Genomic DNA, 15,987 nt, shown 5'->3' with positions numbered 1-15,987 from the left:
CTCGCAGGCATAGCCGGTGAGCAGCGAAAACAGCGCTCGTGTGGGCATTGGCCGCAGAGGTGGCCTGGGCGGTGGGGTCAGGGCTTCCAGGGGCCGATGCGGTCCAGGCGGCGGAGCTGCTGGCGGGCGGCGGGCTCATCCAGGCCATGGCCGCGGGCGGTGAGGCGGTCGGCGACGGCGGCGCGGTGCTCGACGGGCTTGTGGTCGTCGTACTTGAACTTGGCCACCACGTCGGCGACCTCCAGGCGCAGGCCGCGGATGCCGGACAGCAACCGCCCGTAGGGAGGCTGGTCGACGGCGACGGGGGCGTGGTCGCCGTCGGGCTGGAAGTGCGCGAGCTGACGGCGCAGCAACTCGGCCTTGGCCTCGGGGTCGTCGATGATGTGGGCGCGGCAGGTGAACTGGACGGCCGCGTAGTAGCTGGTGGGCACGCCGTCGCGGGGCGGGATGCCAGGCTGGGTGCGCCAGGGGCCCGGGATGAAGGCGTAGTCGCCGATAACGGTGAAGGCCACGTTCGGGTCGTGCTCGATCGCCTTCCAGACCGGATTGGGCCGGGCGAGATGGATCAGCAGGTGACCTCCGTCGCAGGTGAAGTGGGTGGGGACGACGACGGGCGGGCGGCCGGGCAGACCGTTGACGCTCAGCTGCCCGAAGTCGTGGCCTTCGGCGATCCAGGTCTGCCACTCGGCTTCGTCCAGGCCGGCGTCCCAGGGCTGGATGAACATACCGTTCTCCTTGTGCAGCGCCATTTAACGAGCCGTATGCGAGTGAGCTGCCCAAAGCCGGCAGCAGAGCAATCACAGCCCATCGCTTGGCATTCATCAGAACGACCAAAACCGTACAACAGACGACCGCCGGATGACCCTGATCGTCGACGGCACCGAGCACGCACCCCGGCAACTGCGGCCACCCCTTCCCTTTGCTGTTGATACCGATACCGCTGGCAGGTGATACCACGGCGGGTTAAAGTGGCGGTATGGCGATGACCATCAGGTTCGATGACGAGGAGAACGAGCTGCTGCGCGCTCAGGCCGAGGCCGAGGGCGTGTCGATGGCCGAGCTCGTCAAGCGTTCCGTACGTGAACACATCACCCGTATGTCCGTGCTCAACCGACTCATGGACGCCTGGGGGCCCCTCCCGCAGGACCAGTTAGACCGTGCGGCCGCCTCCCTCGGCATTGATCGGCGCAGTGCCGCCGCCCTGGGACCGGACGCGCAGCGCGCCGCCTCGTGACCCCGCCGCCGACCGCCGGGTCCGGCCGGGTCCTCGACGCCTCCGCCCTCGAATCGGCGGCGACCGGCAAGCACGTCTACGTACGCGCGCTGATCGCCATGGCGCTGCAGTCCGGGACCGTCACCCTGCTCATCCCGGTCACCGCGTACGTCCAGGCCCTGGCCGTGATCCCGCAGGACCTGCGCTGGCAGCTGATGCTGCTCACCACCTCGCCCGGCGTCGAGATCGACCTGCTCGACGACCGCGAAAAGGCACACGAGATCGCCGATCTGGGCGGGGACGACGCCACACTCGCGCACGTCGCCTGGTGCGGACTGTCCCGCCGCTGGCCCGTGGTCAGCGACCGCATGTTCGACCTGCGCACCCTCACCCCTGCCCTGGAAGTCGAACCGCTTCCGTAACCTCGATGGGGAACGCGATCCGTACGGGCAGACCACACGAACACGACGGTGCACACCGACGCGACCTCACCTCCCGACACTTAAGAGTCCCTTCGTGTCTCGAATATCGCTGCCGCCGGCGGGCATCGACTGGTAATGAGTGGAACCGTGATCTTCATGAGGCGGACGGTCCAGATTGCTGTGCTCACTCTTCTGGTCATCCCGATCAGCGCTGTCGTAGCCACCTCACAGGCGGCGGCCGACCCGCGCAAGCGGCCACAGACCGAGACCGCGGCGATGGCCCGTCGCATGCTGGCTCAGCTGAAGGTAGCCAGGCCGTTATCGATCCGTGGATACAGCCACAAGCGGTTCCAGCCCCGATGGGCGCACCATAAGGGCACGTGCGACGCACGAGAGGTGGTCCTGGCTCGCGACGGGCGGAACGTACGCAGAAACGCGGCCTGCCACCCCGTCAAGGGCGTCTGGTACAGCCCCTACGACGGCAAGCGACTGAAAAGCGAAAAACACGTCGACGTCGACCACGTCGTGCCGCTGGCCTACGCCTGGCGCTCCGGCGCCAGCAGATGGAGCCAAGCGCGGCGGCGTGCCTTCGCCAACGACCTCACCCGGCCTGAGCTGATCACGGTCAGCCACTCCGTCAACATGGCCAAGGGCGGCAAAGGGCCGCAGAGCTGGCGTCCGCCGCGCCGCAGCCACTGGTGCCGATACGCGATCTCGTGGATCACTGTGAAGCATCACTACCGACTGTTCGTGACCCGCAAGGAAAAGGTGGCCCTGCTCAACATGCTCCGGACCTGCGGAGATTAACCAGGGCCGGTATCAACGTCGGTCAAGCGGTACGGCTCTGCCGTACATCGCGCGCCGAAGGGCGGGGATTCCTGGCTAGATCTTGTTGAGCCCGGGTCGTTTCCAACACGCGAAGGCGCCCCTCGGGTGGCGGGGGCGCCTGGCGCTGGTGGTCAACTGCTGACGGCCTGCTTGTAGATGCGGGTCGCCAGGGGGACGAACACGATCAGCATCGCGGTGATCCAGAGCAGTGATGCCGGGATGGCGTGCTGGATGGGCCAGGCGTCCGAGGTTTTCATCGCGGTGCTGGTGTTGCCGAAGAGATCGCGTGCTGCCTGGGTGAAGGTGGAGACCGGGTTCCACTCGGCGACGACGCGCAGCGGCGTGGGCAGTGCGGAGCTGTCGAGGAAGGCGTTGGAGACGAACATCAACGGGAAGGAGACCATGGTGGCGATGTTGTTGAAGCTTTCCGGGGTGCGCAGCGCCAGCGCGACGGTCGCGGTGACCCAGGAGAACGCGTAGGCGAACAGCAGCAGCAGCCCGAAGCCGAGGACGGCCTCGTGGGGTGAGGTGTGCACCCGCCAGCCGACGATCAGCCCCATCACCGCCATGACGACCAGGCTGGCGAGGTTCATCAGCAGGTCGCTGACGGTCTGGCCGATCAGCACCGCGGACGGGGCCATGGGCAGCGAGCGGAACCGGTCGAAGATGCCCTTCTGCAGGTCCAGGGTCAGCGTGTAGCCGGTGATCTGCGCGCCGATGATCACGGCCTGGACGAAGATGCCGGGGAGCAGGAACTCCCGGTACGACATCCCCGGGACGTCGATGACGCTGCCGAAGACGTAGGCGAACAGCAGCACGAGCACGATCGGGAGCGTGATCACGGAGCCGAGCAGGTCCGGCGACCGCCTGATCTTCAGGGTGTTGCGCCTGGCGATGGTCCAGCCGTCGGCGATGGGCATGGTGAGCGCGTTCATCGGGTGGCCTCCCGGGACTGCGGGTCGGTGCCGGACGCCTGGCGCCCGGTCAGGGTGAGGTAGACGTCGTCGAGGGTGGGCCGCCGCAGGCCGGCGTCCCGTACCCGGACTCCGGCGTCGGCGAGCCGGCCGAGGGTCTGGCGGAGCGCCTCGGGGCCGTCGGCGACCGGGACGGTGATCTGGAGCGATTCCGGCACGGTCCGCATGGCGCCGACGGCGAACCGGGTGAGGGCCTGCCGGGCGGTCTCCAGTTCGGCGGCGTCGGTCACGGTCAGTTCGATGCGGTTGCCGCCGATCTGGTCCTTGAGCTCGTCGACGGTGCCGCGGGCGATGGCGCGGCCGTGGTCGACCACCATGATCTGGTCGGCGAGGCGGTCGGCCTCCTCCATGTACTGCGTGGTGAGCAGCAGCGTGCTGCCGGCCGCGACGAGTTCGGAGATGGTGTCCCACAGCGCGGCGCGGGCACGGGGATCCAGGCCGGTGGTGGGTTCGTCCAGGAACAGCACCGGCGGGTCGGCGACCAGCGCGCCGGCGAGGTCGATGCGGCGGCGCATGCCGCCGGAGTAGCCCTTCACGGGCCGGTCCGCGGCGTCGGCGAGGTCGAAGCGTTCGAGCAGCTCGCGGGCGCGGGCCTTGCTGCGTCTGGCGCCCAGGTGGTACAGCCGCCCGACCATCTCCAGGTTCTCGGCTCCGGTGAGGTGCTCGTCGACGGCGGCGTACTGGCCGGACAGCCCGATGCGCGAGCGCAGCCGCCGGGCGTCCCCGACGACGTCGCATCCGGCGACGGTGGCGCGGCCGCCGTCGGGGCGCAGCAGCGTGGTCAGGACCCGCACCGTCGTGGTCTTGCCGGCGCCGTTCGGGCCGAGCAGGGCGAGCACCGTCCCTTGCGGGACGGAGAAGCTCAGCCCGTCCAGGGCGGTCACCTCGCCGTATCTCTTGACCAGTCCTTCGGCTGTGATCGCGTCACTCATGAGGGGTCTCCTTGCGGTGTTCGAGGGTCAGGACCGGTGGATGTCGATGTCGCCCCAGTTGGTATGCGCGTGCACTTCGACGACCGCCTCAGCGGCCTCGGGGCCTTCGGCCGCGTCCATGGTGTTGCGCACCACGCCGTTCTTGGAGTGCACGTCCAGCCAGGCGGCGGTGCCCTCGGCGATGCCGACGCCGATCTTGCCGTGGCCGGTCTCCAGGCGGATGGCGCCGCTCACCGCCGCGCCGATCCGGATCCCGCTGTGTGCGGTCGTGGCGGTGAGGTCGGCCAGCACGCGGTCGATGCTGATGTCGCCGTGGGCGGTCTTCATGTGCAGCTCGCCGGTCGCTTCGCCGAGGGTGATGGCGCCGGTGGAGGTTTTCAGCATGCCGGTGCCGTCGATGGTTCCGATCCGGATCGCCCCGGTGGAGGTGGTCGCCTCGGCGGGTCCGGTCACCCGGTCGACCCAGATGCCGCCGTAGGACGCCCTGGCCTCCAGGGGGCCGGTCTCCTCCAGGCGCAGGTCGCCGTACGAGCTGTGCAGAACGGCCTCGCCGAGCGGGCCGGTGGCGATCAACTCCGCGGCGCCTTCGGCCTCGACGCGGGATCCGGCGGGCAACTCGATGGTCACCTCGATGGAACCGCGCCAGGGCAGCAGATATCTCAGCGCCTTGGACTTGGGGTCCTTGACCAGCAGCCGCCCGCCGGAGAACTCGACGATTATCCGCTCGGCGGCCTGCACGTGCGCCTCGTCGGACGGGTCGCTGGGGCGCACGTCCACCACGGTGTCGGCGCGGTCGCTCGCGTGGATGCGGACCTGGCCCATGTAGATCTGGATGTCGGCGGTGATCGGTTCGGGGGTGTCGAAAGCAGGCATGGCGGAGCCCTCCTCATGGGTCCGGTGGAACATCCCGGCCTCGGGGCCGGGCGATGAGCGATGACGGGTGATGTGGCCGGGCGGGCGCCGTTAACGCACCCAGCCGGTGTAGCCGCGCCCGCTCTGGGGCCGCCGCGGCCGGTCGGCGGGACCACTCCCGGCGCCCGGCTCGAACGCGGCGGAGACGGCACGGACCAGCCAGGCGTTGACCGAGATCCCCTGCCGGCCCGCCGCCTCCTCCACGCGCACCTTGAGGTGCTCAGGCAACCGCAGGGTCATCCGCGCGGTGCCGCCCTCCTCGCCGGATGACGGCCCGGCGGGCGGCACGGTAGGTGGCGCGGTCTCCGGACCGCCGACCACGACCTCCGAAGACGGCCCCGGTTGCGGCGGCGTCACCACGAACGTCGGGTCGCCACCGCGCAGCCGCACGTCGACAGAGCCCGGTGCGAGATCGCGGGTGATCTCGTCCGCCGCCGCCGACAGCGCCTCCAGCAGGGTGAGCCTGGTGGCCGACTCGAGAACGCCGGTGAGGCGCTCGGCCAGCGCCCGCGCGTCCGGTCCCCCCGCTTCGGCGGCGACGGCGAGCTCGCGGCGAAGGTTCTCCACGTACGGCATCAGATCCATGCCTCAACTATGACGCCATCTCGACGTCAAATCAAGCCATTTATGACGCCACTCCGCACCGGATTGACGTCATCGAGTCGCACAATCGCCCGGACATGCCGCATCAGGGACAGAACAAGTGCGCCTGAACAGGGAGGCACTGCCCCTTAACCACACAACCCGGGGGACGTCAGTCCCAGGCCAGGCGTTGCTCCAGCAGTGCCTGCTGGGCCGGGTTGGCGATCAGCTCCAGTGCCCGCTCATCTGCCCGGCGCGCCTCCTCGCGGCGGCCCAGACCGCGCAGCAGTTCGGCCTGAGTGGCGTGGAAGAGCGGGTAACGCTCCAGTGCGTCGCCGAGCTCTTTCAGCTCGGCCAGGGCCGCCTCCACGCCCCTCGCGTAGCGCACCGCGATCGCCCGATGCAACCGTGTGACAGGCGAGGGCGTCAGGTGCAGCAGCATGTCGTACAGCACCAGGATCTGCGCCCAGTCGGTGTCGGCGAAGGTCTCGGCCTCGGCGTGACAGGCCACGATCGCCGCCTGCAGCTGATACGGGCCTGGACGGCGATGAACGCGGGCGGCCCGCGTCAGCAGGGCCGTCGCGTCCTCGATGGCCCGCCGATCCCACAACGAGCGGTCCTGATCGGCCAGCAGCACCAGACGGCCGTCCGCGTCGAAGCGGGCCCCGCCGCGCGCCCGGTGCAGCCGGATCAACGCCAGCAATCCGGCCACCTCGGGATCCTTCGGCACCAGGTTCGCCAGCAGCGAGGCCAGCCACTCGGCGTCGTCGACCAGGTCGCGTGCCTGGGCCTGCTCGGCCGTACTGGACAGGTAGCCCTCGTTGAACAGCAGGTAGATGACCGCCAGCACCTCGCCCAGCCGCTCCGGCAGCTCCTCCTGCGGCGGGACGCGGTACGGGATGCCGGCCTCGCCGATCTTCCGTTTGGCCCGGGTGATGCGCTGCGCCACCGTGGATTCCGGCACGACGAACGCGGCGGCGATCTGCGTGGTGGACAGCCCGCACACCACGCGCAGCGTGAGCGCGATCTGCGCGGCGCGGGACAGCGCCGGATGGCAGCAGGTGAAGATCAGCCGCAGCCGGTCGTCGGGCGCGGCGGGCGCCGGCCAGGTGAGCCGGGCGAGCTTGGCCCGGTAGTTGGACTCGCGGCGCAGCACGTCCAGCCCGCGCCGCCGGGCCACGGTCGACAGCCACGCGTCCGGCCGCTCCGGCACGCCCTCGACCGGCCAGCGCCGCAGCGCGGTCTCGACCGCGTCCTGCACCAGGTCCTCGGCGGCGCTGAAGTCGCCCAGCAGCGACACCAGGGAGGCGGCCAGCCGGCCCGCGTGCTCGCGCACCACGCGGGCCAGCACCTCCCGGCTCATCTCTTCGTGCATCTGTTCGCTCAGGAGACGGGGCGGATCTCCACGATCGGGCAGGCCGGCCACGAGCGGGCCAGCTTCAGCGCCTCGTCCAGATCGGCCACCTCGACCTCGGCGAACCCGCTGACCACCTCCTTGCCTTCCACGAACGGCCCATCGGTGACCACCGGCTCGCCTTGGCCGAGCCGTACCGTGGTCGCGGTGTGCACCGGCGCCAGATGCGTGTGATGGGTGATCTTGTCGGCGTTCTCGGCGAACCACCGGCCCACCGCCTCATAGGCGGCCCGCTGCTCCAGCTCACCCATCGCCTCCAGTTCCTTGGCGAACTGCTCGGTCTCGACGAACATCAGCACGTACTTCATGCCGGGACTCCTTCTGTGGTCTGGTCTGCTGGTCAGCATGCGGGGAGCGCCGCGTACAGGTCGGCCACCGTGGCGTACCGCTATTCCCCAGAGCGCGTCATTCCCCAGAACGCGTCGAACGGCTCGGTGATCCCGTCGACGGCCCTCATCTTCAAGACGATCGGCCGAGCCCTCGATACGACACAGGAGCCCAGAAATCTTCCGTACGGGTTCCACCCGCTGTCGCCACCGGCTGTTCCGTCGCCGCCGGCAGCCCAGGTCAATCGCCCGCCGGCTCTTCGAGGTCACGCGCCTGACGCAGCCAGGCGGTGAACAGACCGGTGTCGACGTCGCTCAGGGTACGGAGTTTGACGGCGGCCATCTCGCGGGCGGCGGGTTCGAGACGGCCGGACGGGTCGCCGATCCGCTGTCCCCGCCAGAAGCCGAAGGTCACATGGGCGGGGTACGCCTTGAGGAAGCAGACCGGGGACTTGCCCGGAGCCGCGCCCAGGCTCCACACCGGGTGCCCGTGCCAGACCGCGCCGGCCCCGGGCAGCACCTCCTCGATGATCGGCAGGAGCTTGGCGGTGATCTCCCGCTGGGCCTCGGGAAGGGAGGCGATGTAGTCGTCGATGGTGGCGAACTTGGCCATGGTCAGGTGCCCTTCCGGTTTCGTTCTTCGTGGTCCGTGTTCGTGTTCTCATCCGGACGTCGATCTCGCCATGTGACAGGGAATACCAGCGTTCCCTGTCACATGGCCGCCCGCACGACACAGGCACGAGCACGGGACACCGCTGCCCGAGCTGTCGGCACATGAAGGTCGGGATCACGTGCCCCGGCCCCTCGGGCGATCAGCGGCGCCGCAGTGACGGGGCGAGCAGAGATGGCGGGGTGTCGTTCTTCTCGTGCGCGGCGAGGTCGGTGCCGGGGGCGACGATCGCGTCGACGGCGTCGAGCACGTCGGCGGAGAGCACGGTGTCGGCGGCGGCGAGTTGCGACCACAGGTGGTCCAGCGTGCGGGGGCCGATGAGCGCGCTGGTCACGGCGGGATGCGCGGTCACGAACCCGAGCGCGAGCTGGATCATGGTCAGGCCGGCCTCGTCGGCGACCTTCGCCAGCCGCTCGACCGCGTCGAGCCTGGCCCGGTTGGACGGGATGGTGGTGTCGAAGCGCTGCGGCATGAACGTCGAGCGGCTGGTGGTGATTTCCCGGCCCTCGCGGATCGCGCCCGACAGCCAGCCCGAGGCCAGCGGACTCCACACCAGCACGCCGAGCCCGTACTGCTCGGTCACGGGCAGGACGTGGGTCTCGATCCCGCGCTGCAGGATCGAGTAGCTGGGCTGTTCGGTGACGTAACGGCTCAGGTGATGCTCGCGGGCGGCCCATTGGGCCTGCACGATGCGGTACGCGGGGAAGGTCGAGGAGCCGAAGTAACGGATCTTTCCCGCGCGCTGCAGGTCGGTCAACGCCGACAGCGTCTCCTCGTCACTGGTCCTCGGGTCCCACCGGTGGATCTGGTAGAGATCCACATGGTCGACGCCGAGGCGGCGCAGGCTGTCGTCCAGCGCGGTGGCCAGCCAGCGACGCGAGCCGCCCTGGTGGTTGCGCTCGTCTCCCATGGGCATGCTCGCCTTCGTGGCCAGCACGATGTCGTCGCGGCGGCCGGCGATGGCCTTGCCGACCATCTCCTCCGACTCGCCGCCGCTGTACACGTCGGCGGTGTCGATGAGGTTGATCCCCGCGTCGAGAGCGGCGTCGACGATGGCGGTGACCTCGTCCTGGGTGGTACGCCCGATCTTGCCGAAGTTCATCGCGCCGAGCGCGAGGGAGCTGATCTGTACGCCGGTGCGGCCCAGGGTGCGGTACTGCATGACCGTGTCTCCTCCATTGCGGATGAAGCGTGGTGGTATTGCGCGGCTTGGTTGCCGGCTCTTGCTCTGGCATCATGAGCAAACGGAACCTTGTCCCGTTTGACGATACGGGACATTGTCCCGTTTAGCAATCCCGGCGGCGGAGGTAACGGCACGATGAACGACAGCGATGCAGGCGCGGGGCATGCGGCCCCGCGCAAGCGGGCCGACGCCCGGCGCAACGAAAGGGCGCTGCTCGACGCCGCCGCGGCGGTCTTCGTGACCTCAGGCGTCGAAGCGCCGATACGCGACATCGCGGCCAAGGCCGGCGTCGGGACGGCCACGATCTACCGTCACTTCCCGACGCGAGCGGATCTCATCATCGCCGTCTACCGGCACCAGATCGAGGCCCTCGCCGAGGCCGGCCCGGCCCTGCTGGCGACCGGCCCGACCCCCCACGCCGCACTGGGGCGATGGATCGACCTCTTCGTCGACTTCCTGGTCACCAAGCACGGTCTGGCCGCCGTGCTGCACTCCGACGACGCCGGCTTCGACACGCTGCACGCCTACTTCCTCGACCGGCTCGTGCCCGTGTGCGCCCAACTGCTCGAAGCCGCGGCCGCGGCCGGCGAGATCCGCTCCGACCTGGACGCCTACGAACTCATGCGCGGCGTCGGGAACCTCTGCATCGGCGTGGAGAACAATCCCCGCTACGACGCACGTCGACTGGTCGAACTCCTCATAGCAGGACTACGCCGACCGCACTGACCTTCGGCCGGGCGGCTCCGCCTCACCGGCCGTCACCCCTGGGCGCGTCGCTCGTGGCGTGAGCATGCGAGGCCATAGGCCGTACGCAGCAGCTCACGGGTCGCCGCTTCCGTACGTGAACCCGGGTTCACCACCGCCAGCCAGCCGAGGGTGCCGTAGACGGGGTGCGCGATCACGGTGTCGGCGGCGCCGGGGTCGACCTCGGCGGTGGCCGGTTCGCGTGGCGCGTGACCGGTCCACCGGATGAACGCCTCCTTCCCCGCGGAGATGTTCACGCGGAAGGTGCCCGGACGATCCAGACGGGATGTCTCGTCGCCGGGGTAGTCCTTGGTCACGACCGTCGCGAACGGCTGGGTCGTCGCCGGGATGACGCCATCAGGCGCGTAGTAGAAGAACGTGTCGCCCCAACTGATTTCCGGCGAGCCGTCACCGGGCGCCGGCCTGAGGGACAGGACGCCGTCGAGGCCGTCCACGAAGCCGATGATCTCGTCTATCGTCATGTCCTCCAGCGTTCCATTGAAGTGCTTGTGGAGACTTCGCGGCTGAAACTGAGGGGCTTCCGGATGTCAGGTCTCAAATCAGGGGACTTACGCACCGTCGATGTCGCGCGGCGTTCCGGGTACTCGGTTCAACAGGTTCGCAATCTCGAGCGCGACGGCGTGCTTCCGCCGGCGACACGCACGGCCACGGGCTACCGGATGTACGGAGAGATACATGTACAGTCCGCGCTGGCCTACCGAGCCCTCGCGGCGGGCGCGGGCCCGGCTGAGGCCAAGAAGATCGTGCGGGCCGTACACCAGTTCCCCGCCTCGCAGGTGGTGCTCGCCCTTCTGGATGCGGCGCACGCCCGGCTCGACGCAGAGCGCACGGAACTGAGGCAGGCCAAGGAGGCCGCCCAGGCGATCTCCAGCGAGCCGATCGGAGACGTACGCCCCTCGGACTCGATGAGCGTCTCCGAACTCGCCGCCGCGCTCGGCGTGCGCCCTTCGACGTTGCGGCACTGGGACGCGGAGGATCTCGTAGTCCCTGACCGCGACCCGGTGCGAGGAACGCGCCGATACACACCAGCCCACGTGCGGGATGCCCGGATCGTTCACCAGCTGCGCAAGGCCGGTTACCGCATCGCGCGTCTTCGGGCTCTCATCCCCGAGCTACGGCACGGCCCCCGATCAAAGGACATCACCTCCGCGCTGGCCGCCAGAGATGCCGACATCGCGGTTCGCTCCAAAGCCCTGCTCGACGGCGCCGCCGCACTCAGTGCCGCGCTCTCCATCAGAACCCCGGTAGGGGGCGGGGGTTCCCCGTAGCCGCACAACCGTGCTTTGCGGCGTGCTGCGGCCAGAGTTCGGTGAAGGCCCGCACCGCGGTGTCGTGGCGGGCGATGTGATCCAGTGCCTGTGCCGCGATCTCGCGTGCCGAGCACTGCCCGGAGCGGACTCGTACGGCGATCTGCCGCGCGGTGAGGAGGGCTCGGAAGCTAGATGCACCAGTAGGCCCGTTACGGGCCTACCTGGAATCGAACCAGGATAGAAGGAAGCCTCCGAATGGCCTCACCCGCCAGAGCGCAAGGAAAGCGGGAAAGCTAGATCAAGACCGGCGCCCGTACGGGCAGACCGGTTCCAGAGATGAGAAGGAAGCCCTCCCATGGCCTTGCGATCAGCATGATATCAGGCCGGGATAAGCTCGTGCAGCGTGGCGGGCGTGTAGACCCGCGCCCCGTCCGGGAGGTCGGCGGGTGCCTCCAGCCCGATGTACGTGACGTGCCCGCCCCCGGAGGACTTGGCCCGTAGCAGGTCGACCAGGTAGCCGACCCGGAGGTAGTCCCGCTCCACGATCGAGCGCACGAGCAACGACGCGGTGACCCGGTTGCCCTCCACCTGGTTGAACGCCGGATGTCCGGACAGGTAGAGATGCAACCACTTCACCCGCCAGGCACCGTCGTCCCCGCGCAGGAAGACGAGCGGGAGCGCGATGCGGCCGGACCCGCGCAGGTCGGACTTCATCCGCACGGTACGCGCTTCGAACGGCCTGCCCTCCTGGGCGGCATCCCGGATCATGTAGCCGAAGAACGCCTCGGCGGCCTCGTCGAACCGCTCCCCGGCATAGATGTCGACCTGAGGGATGATGATCGGCTGAGTGGCCTGGGAGAGACGGACGTCGATGAACTCCGAGGCGCCGTCGGGGGCCTCGGTGAGGTCGCCCGAGTAGGTCGCGAAGTCGTTGGCGTAGGACGTCCACGAAATGTGCGTCGGATTGTCATAGGTGGAATCGAGCATGAGCGCCGACAGGTCGTAGTCGGTGCGCCGCTCGGCCTGGCGCCAGTACACGAAGAATCGGAGCAGCTCACCGTCCACGGGCGACAGCGAGCCGCGGGGCAGCATCCCGAGCCCGGGCGCGACGGCCTTGCCCGACAAGGGCAGCGCCACGTCGAGCACGGCGGGGTCGACGATCAACTCGCCGGGGTCGGGCAGGCGGCGGGTGATCTCCTCGTCCAGGACGGCGAGGGTCCGGTTGAGGGCCTCCTCCTCGAGCGGGGAGCGGGTGTCGGGTGTCGTCCACGCTCTGCCGTGCCGATTGGTGAAGACCCGGCTCACGGGCGCGAGCCGGTTCTGCAGGTGCTCCCGCAGGGAGAGCAGCACACGGCCGGAGGCGTGGGCGGCGGACCTTTCCGCCGCCTCCAGTACGGCGGAGCCGCCGCCCGCGCGCAGCAGGTGGTCGAGGCGGCGCAGCAGTGCGCCGGGCGTGTGCTCCAGCAGCGAGACGGCTTCTTCGGTACGGCCCGCCGCCAGCGCGGCCTCGACCCGGCTGGCGAAGCTCGTCGCCGTGCGCACGCCCCTGGCCACGTCGAAGACCTGGGCCGCCCGGGGGAACTGCGGGTACTCGTGAGGGTGCAACCGCTCGCCGAGCCGCTTCCACTGCTCACGGTGACGCAGCACGTCCCCGTGCTTGGTAGCCGGAATGGTGTCCAGGGCGGCCAGCAGGATGCGGCGTTCGGCACGGCGGAATGAGCGCAGGCGGGTGGAGGTGGACAGGGTGACGTCGCCGCCGGAGCAGGCCGAGGCCAGCCGGAGCACGTCTGTCACGGTGTCGACGAGCAGCGGCTGCCCGGCGGCCAGCCGTACTTCGTTGATGACGGCCCGGTTCTCGCGTACCGGGACGTGCTCGGGCTGGTCCTCGGCGCAGAAGGCGGCCAGCGCGCGCAGAGCCGCCAGGTCCTCGGTGGCGAGCGGGACCTCGGAGCCGGCCAGCGAGAAGTAGAGCTCCCGCGCTTCGTCGCGCAGGCTTCCGCCCAGCTCCAGCACGGTCACCCGGTCACTGGCCAGGGGGATCAGCTCGGCGTGCGCGGCCAGCAGATCGGCGTAGGTGTGCTGGTAGCTGCCGTATCGCGGCAGGTCCAGCAGGTTGAGGATGTCCGGTTGGAGCCGGGCGGCGGCGACCGGGTCGAGCATGGCCTCGCGCAGCAGCCCCACCCAGAACTCCAGGGTGTCCGGGACGTTTTTCGGAAAGTCGATGAAGTAGGCGTTGTGCTCGACGTGATCGCCGACCAGGCGGCGGACCGCGGCCAGGACTCGCACGCCGAGATCGATCACCTGCTCGCCGGGCAGTGCGGCCAGGCGGTCGAGCAGCGCCGGCGAGCAGGTGAAGCCGACACTGAGCAGCGCCGCGTCGAGCTGCCGGGCAGCCACCTCACCCCAACCGGACGTGCCGTCCTCCGCATCGTCGACGGGTACGCGCAGGCGCCGGGCAATGATCAGATCTTCCACGCAAGAACGATATAGCGCGGATATGCGCGGATCACCACCTTAAATATGAGTGCCGCTGGTACGGAGTCGCGCGCGCCGGAGGTGACCGGATCGCTTCCGTCTAGCCGCTCCGGGCCTCGCGGACCAATTCCGGAGGGACCGATGAGCGATACACCGATGACTCCCGATCAGGAGTATGAGTTCTACACCCAGCCGGAGAACCAGGAGCCGCAGGGCCCGGCTGCGCACGCTCCCAGTCCCCGCGCGGCGGAAGACGCTGGCTGTCGTACGGCGCGACGGCGCTCGTCGCACTCGTCCTCCGCATCATACGAGAGCGAAGCCGAGTGCTTCGGCGGCCTGCGCCTGAAAGCGATCGCGGCTGGCGAAGCCGAGCTTGTCGCCCTCATCCTCCAGAAGAGGAACCGCCGCGATCTCGGCCAGGGCGAGGTGAATCGCGTCGAGCGCACGCAACGCGTAGGCATAGACGATCTCGGTGGCGCGCCGTTCGACTATCTCACGCGGAGCGGCGAGCAGCGTGACAGGACCGTCTTCGCCAAGGTCGGACGCGAGAACCGCGAGAGTTCCGTCCAGATCCATCAGCCGTTGCGTGCGTGCCGCGCGCACCAGAACGCCGGTCACTTCAACCACCGTCAGCGTGCCTGTCACCAACAGGTGCTCAGGATCTTCCAGCAGCTCACGAGCCCGGCCGTGCCCAGGCTCGTCACGAAGGTAGGCACAGGCGAGGACGGAGGAGTCGACATAGGTGAGCATGGCGGCGGTCAGCGACCTTCGGCCCAGAGCCGGTCAAGAATGGGGCCGATACCCTCGGTCGTTTCTAGAGCGCGCTCGCGCTCAGCACTGGTCACCTGTGACGTCTGGGACACACAACCTTCCGCGAGGACACCCAGGCGGCGGGCCCGGGCGCGCAGTTCTGCCCGCGCGTCGAGCGCCTCACCGGCGACGCCCCTCGCGAGGATCTCTCCGGCGGTCGCGTTGATGGATCGGCCAGTGCGGTGAGCCCGACGGGTGATGCGCCGATGCAGGTCGTCATCGATCCGGAGCAGCAGTTGTTTCACCGTTCAATGCTATCACTTAAGTCCGTCATGGTGATATCACTCGCTCAGCGACTGGCTCCGCTTGTCTCCTCCTGGCAGCGGCATTGAGCGGCCCTGCACCGAGCAGCCACTGGGCGGACCACGCGCATCCTGGTCGCCGAGCCCCCGGGCGTCAACGCCTACCGGCCGAACAGATTGAACACGATCGTGGCCGCGGCCAGCGACGCCCTCACGTCGCCGGCGTACGGCCTGGCCATCACGCTGGTGCAGTCGGTCCGCCTTCGGGCGGGGCCGGTCGGTAGCTGAGGTAGGCCTCCAAGGCGGCGGCGCCGGTGAGCATGGCGCGGCTCCTGGCCGAGAGGCGGGCCTGCCAGCCGTGCAGCGTCGACTCAAGCGGTGCGACGCCGCCGGCGGAGCGGACCTGGGCGATCAGCGGGGCGATCTGCTCCAGCAGGTAGCCGCCCCGTCTGAGCTGGTGGGCCAGCCGGGCGTCGCGCACGTCGGCCGCGCTGTAGACCCGGTAGCCCGTCTGCGGGTCGCGGCGCGGCCGAACCAGGCCTGCCCGTTCCCATTTGCGCAGGGTGGCCGGGCGGATGCCGAGCCTCTTGGCCAGGGGGCCGATGAACGTGTCGCCGCGTTCCTGCGGCACGGGCGCGAGGTCGTGGAGCGCGGCTTCGACGGCCTGGAGGGTGCGGCGGTCGTCGAGGAGTTGGCCGTGGCTCTCGTCGATGAGCCGCAGTGCGTCCTCGGTCGCGTCCCGGTTGACCGCCTGCATGATCGATGTGGCCGTCTGGTGGCCGTGCCCGGGCACGAGGGCGAGGAACGCGCGCAGGGCTTGCGCGTGCAGCGGCGCGTAGGCGCGGTAGCCGTGGGGGCTGCGTCCGGTGGCGGGCAGGATGCCGGCGTCCTCGTAGTTCCTGATCGCCTGGGTGGACAGGCCGTGCTCGCGCGCCAGATCCACTGGCCTCATGTTGAAGGTTCCACCCGGTGAAAGCAGAGGTTCATCG

General features: G+C 69.4%; 19 protein-coding genes. 5 read left to right on the top strand and 14 right to left on the bottom strand.

The genetic code is table 11. From position 1 onward, the window contains the following. Positions 1-77 precede the first annotated feature (77 nt). Positions 78-725, bottom strand: coding sequence for an FMN-binding negative transcriptional regulator (locus Mth01_RS17890; RefSeq protein ID WP_204017010.1), 648 nt, complete (start codon positions 723-725; stop codon positions 78-80). 251 nt (positions 726-976) lie between these two features. Between Mth01_RS17890 and Mth01_RS17885 the strand changes: the two genes are divergently transcribed. The 3 genes from Mth01_RS17885 to Mth01_RS17875 all read left to right on the top strand — a co-directional run bounded on the left by Mth01_RS17885 (position 977) and on the right by Mth01_RS17875 (position 2,442). Next, on the top strand, positions 977-1,234 hold the full coding sequence (locus Mth01_RS17885; protein WP_204017009.1) for a DUF6290 family protein: 258 nt from the start codon (positions 977-979) through the stop codon (positions 1,232-1,234). After that, positions 1,231-1,635: a hypothetical protein gene (locus Mth01_RS17880; RefSeq protein ID WP_204017008.1), complete on the top strand. Its 405-nt coding sequence runs from the start codon at positions 1,231-1,233 to the stop codon at positions 1,633-1,635. Before Mth01_RS17885 ends, Mth01_RS17880 begins: the two co-directional genes overlap by 4 nt. A 156-nt stretch (positions 1,636-1,791) precedes the next feature. Continuing rightward, the gene (locus Mth01_RS17875) at positions 1,792-2,442 is read left to right on the top strand and encodes an HNH endonuclease family protein (RefSeq protein ID WP_239089775.1); all 651 of its coding nucleotides are present in this window, start codon (positions 1,792-1,794) and stop codon (positions 2,440-2,442) included. A gap of 152 nt (positions 2,443-2,594) precedes the next feature. Here the strand turns inward: Mth01_RS17875 and Mth01_RS17870 are convergent, their stop codons facing one another. From Mth01_RS17870 to Mth01_RS17835, 8 genes are all read right to left on the bottom strand, one after another. Next, a complete protein-coding gene (locus Mth01_RS17870; RefSeq protein WP_204017006.1) occupies positions 2,595-3,398 on the bottom strand; it encodes an ABC transporter permease in 804 nt (267 codons plus the stop codon). Next, the gene (locus Mth01_RS17865) at positions 3,395-4,369 is read right to left on the bottom strand and encodes an ATP-binding cassette domain-containing protein (protein WP_204017005.1); all 975 of its coding nucleotides are present in this window, start codon (positions 4,367-4,369) and stop codon (positions 3,395-3,397) included. The genes Mth01_RS17870 and Mth01_RS17865 overlap by 4 nt, the downstream gene beginning before the upstream one ends. Before the next feature lie 27 nt (positions 4,370-4,396). Beyond that, positions 4,397-5,242, bottom strand: coding sequence for a DUF4097 family beta strand repeat-containing protein (locus tag Mth01_RS17860; protein WP_239089774.1), 846 nt, complete (start codon positions 5,240-5,242; stop codon positions 4,397-4,399). Positions 5,243-5,332: 90 nt separating this feature from the next. Next, complete coding sequence (locus tag Mth01_RS17855; RefSeq protein ID WP_204017003.1) at positions 5,333-5,866, bottom strand: toxin-antitoxin system HicB family antitoxin; 534 nt, start codon at positions 5,864-5,866, stop codon at positions 5,333-5,335. 169 nt (positions 5,867-6,035) lie between these two features. Next, on the bottom strand, positions 6,036-7,238 hold the full coding sequence (locus Mth01_RS17850; RefSeq protein ID WP_204017002.1) for an RNA polymerase sigma factor: 1,203 nt from the start codon (positions 7,236-7,238) through the stop codon (positions 6,036-6,038). Positions 7,239-7,246: 8 nt separating this feature from the next. Continuing rightward, complete coding sequence (locus tag Mth01_RS17845; protein ID WP_239089773.1) at positions 7,247-7,585, bottom strand: YciI family protein; 339 nt, start codon at positions 7,583-7,585, stop codon at positions 7,247-7,249. A gap of 259 nt (positions 7,586-7,844) precedes the next feature. Continuing rightward, positions 7,845-8,216: a DUF1801 domain-containing protein gene (locus Mth01_RS17840; protein ID WP_204017001.1), complete on the bottom strand. Its 372-nt coding sequence runs from the start codon at positions 8,214-8,216 to the stop codon at positions 7,845-7,847. Between the two features lie 199 nt (positions 8,217-8,415). Continuing rightward, positions 8,416-9,435, bottom strand: coding sequence for an aldo/keto reductase (locus tag Mth01_RS17835; RefSeq protein WP_204017000.1), 1,020 nt, complete (start codon positions 9,433-9,435; stop codon positions 8,416-8,418). 156 nt (positions 9,436-9,591) lie between these two features. Between Mth01_RS17835 and Mth01_RS17830 the strand changes: the two genes are divergently transcribed. Beyond that, positions 9,592-10,182 (top strand): TetR/AcrR family transcriptional regulator, encoded by a 591-nt coding sequence (locus Mth01_RS17830; RefSeq protein WP_204016999.1) that lies wholly within the window; start codon positions 9,592-9,594, stop codon positions 10,180-10,182. Between the two features lie 32 nt (positions 10,183-10,214). On the opposite strand, the gene Mth01_RS17825 is transcribed toward Mth01_RS17830, so the two are convergent. Next, complete coding sequence (locus Mth01_RS17825; RefSeq protein ID WP_204016998.1) at positions 10,215-10,682, bottom strand: DUF6194 family protein; 468 nt, start codon at positions 10,680-10,682, stop codon at positions 10,215-10,217. A gap of 63 nt (positions 10,683-10,745) precedes the next feature. Here Mth01_RS17825 and Mth01_RS17820 point away from each other — a divergent pair, with 63 nt between their 5' ends. After that, positions 10,746-11,489, top strand: a complete 744-nt coding sequence (locus Mth01_RS17820) for a MerR family transcriptional regulator (protein ID WP_204016997.1) — start codon at positions 10,746-10,748, stop codon at positions 11,487-11,489. Between the two features lie 360 nt (positions 11,490-11,849). Here the strand turns inward: Mth01_RS17820 and Mth01_RS17815 are convergent, their stop codons facing one another. The 4 genes from Mth01_RS17815 to Mth01_RS17800 form a co-directional block, all read right to left on the bottom strand. Continuing rightward, on the bottom strand, positions 11,850-13,946 hold the full coding sequence (locus tag Mth01_RS17815) for a TerD family protein (RefSeq protein ID WP_204016996.1): 2,097 nt from the start codon (positions 13,944-13,946) through the stop codon (positions 11,850-11,852). A 303-nt stretch (positions 13,947-14,249) separates the two neighbouring features. Further along, positions 14,250-14,696 carry a type II toxin-antitoxin system VapC family toxin gene (locus Mth01_RS17810; RefSeq protein ID WP_204016995.1) on the bottom strand — a complete coding sequence of 149 codons (447 nt, stop codon included), beginning with the start codon at positions 14,694-14,696 and terminating at the stop codon, positions 14,250-14,252. A gap of 8 nt (positions 14,697-14,704) precedes the next feature. Beyond that, a complete protein-coding gene (locus tag Mth01_RS17805) occupies positions 14,705-15,001 on the bottom strand; it encodes a FitA-like ribbon-helix-helix domain-containing protein (RefSeq protein WP_204016994.1) in 297 nt (98 codons plus the stop codon). A 235-nt stretch (positions 15,002-15,236) separates the two neighbouring features. Beyond that, on the bottom strand, positions 15,237-15,950 hold the full coding sequence (locus tag Mth01_RS17800) for a TioE family transcriptional regulator (protein ID WP_204016993.1): 714 nt from the start codon (positions 15,948-15,950) through the stop codon (positions 15,237-15,239). Positions 15,951-15,987: the final 37 nt, after the last annotated feature.

The sequence above is a fragment of the Sphaerimonospora thailandensis genome, from assembly GCF_016863115.1.
GTDB lineage: Bacteria > Actinomycetota > Actinomycetes > Streptosporangiales > Streptosporangiaceae > Sphaerimonospora > Sphaerimonospora cavernae.
Note: the sequence above shows the minus strand (reverse complement) of the source record. Positions and strands in the feature narration are given on the sequence as shown.

What these genes read in the sequence shown, in the direction of transcription:
- Mth01_RS17890 (WP_204017010.1), bottom strand. Translation starts at nt 725, where the DNA reads ATGTTCATCCAGCCCTGGGACGCCGGCCTGGACGAAGCCGAGTGGCAG.
- Mth01_RS17835 (WP_204017000.1), bottom strand. Translation starts at nt 9,435, where the DNA reads ATGCAGTACCGCACCCTGGGCCGCACCGGCGTACAGATCAGCTCCCTC.
- Mth01_RS17855 (WP_204017003.1), bottom strand. Translation starts at nt 5,866, where the DNA reads ATGGATCTGATGCCGTACGTGGAGAACCTTCGCCGCGAGCTCGCCGTC.
- Mth01_RS17850 (WP_204017002.1), bottom strand. Translation starts at nt 7,238, where the DNA reads ATGCACGAAGAGATGAGCCGGGAGGTGCTGGCCCGCGTGGTGCGCGAG.
- Mth01_RS17885 (WP_204017009.1), top strand. Translation starts at nt 977, where the DNA reads ATGGCGATGACCATCAGGTTCGATGACGAGGAGAACGAGCTGCTGCGC.
- Mth01_RS17820 (WP_204016997.1), top strand. Translation starts at nt 10,746, where the DNA reads ATGTCAGGTCTCAAATCAGGGGACTTACGCACCGTCGATGTCGCGCGG.
- Mth01_RS17840 (WP_204017001.1), bottom strand. Translation starts at nt 8,216, where the DNA reads ATGGCCAAGTTCGCCACCATCGACGACTACATCGCCTCCCTTCCCGAG.
- Mth01_RS17875 (WP_239089775.1), top strand. Translation starts at nt 1,792, where the DNA reads ATGAGGCGGACGGTCCAGATTGCTGTGCTCACTCTTCTGGTCATCCCG.
- Mth01_RS17860 (WP_239089774.1), bottom strand. Translation starts at nt 5,242, where the DNA reads ATGCCTGCTTTCGACACCCCCGAACCGATCACCGCCGACATCCAGATC.
- Mth01_RS17810 (WP_204016995.1), bottom strand. Translation starts at nt 14,696, where the DNA reads ATGCTCACCTATGTCGACTCCTCCGTCCTCGCCTGTGCCTACCTTCGT.
- Mth01_RS17800 (WP_204016993.1), bottom strand. Translation starts at nt 15,950, where the DNA reads ATGAGGCCAGTGGATCTGGCGCGCGAGCACGGCCTGTCCACCCAGGCG.
- Mth01_RS17830 (WP_204016999.1), top strand. Translation starts at nt 9,592, where the DNA reads ATGAACGACAGCGATGCAGGCGCGGGGCATGCGGCCCCGCGCAAGCGG.
- Mth01_RS17865 (WP_204017005.1), bottom strand. Translation starts at nt 4,369, where the DNA reads ATGAGTGACGCGATCACAGCCGAAGGACTGGTCAAGAGATACGGCGAG.
- Mth01_RS17825 (WP_204016998.1), bottom strand. Translation starts at nt 10,682, where the DNA reads ATGACGATAGACGAGATCATCGGCTTCGTGGACGGCCTCGACGGCGTC.
- Mth01_RS17845 (WP_239089773.1), bottom strand. Translation starts at nt 7,585, where the DNA reads ATGAAGTACGTGCTGATGTTCGTCGAGACCGAGCAGTTCGCCAAGGAA.
- Mth01_RS17870 (WP_204017006.1), bottom strand. Translation starts at nt 3,398, where the DNA reads ATGAACGCGCTCACCATGCCCATCGCCGACGGCTGGACCATCGCCAGG.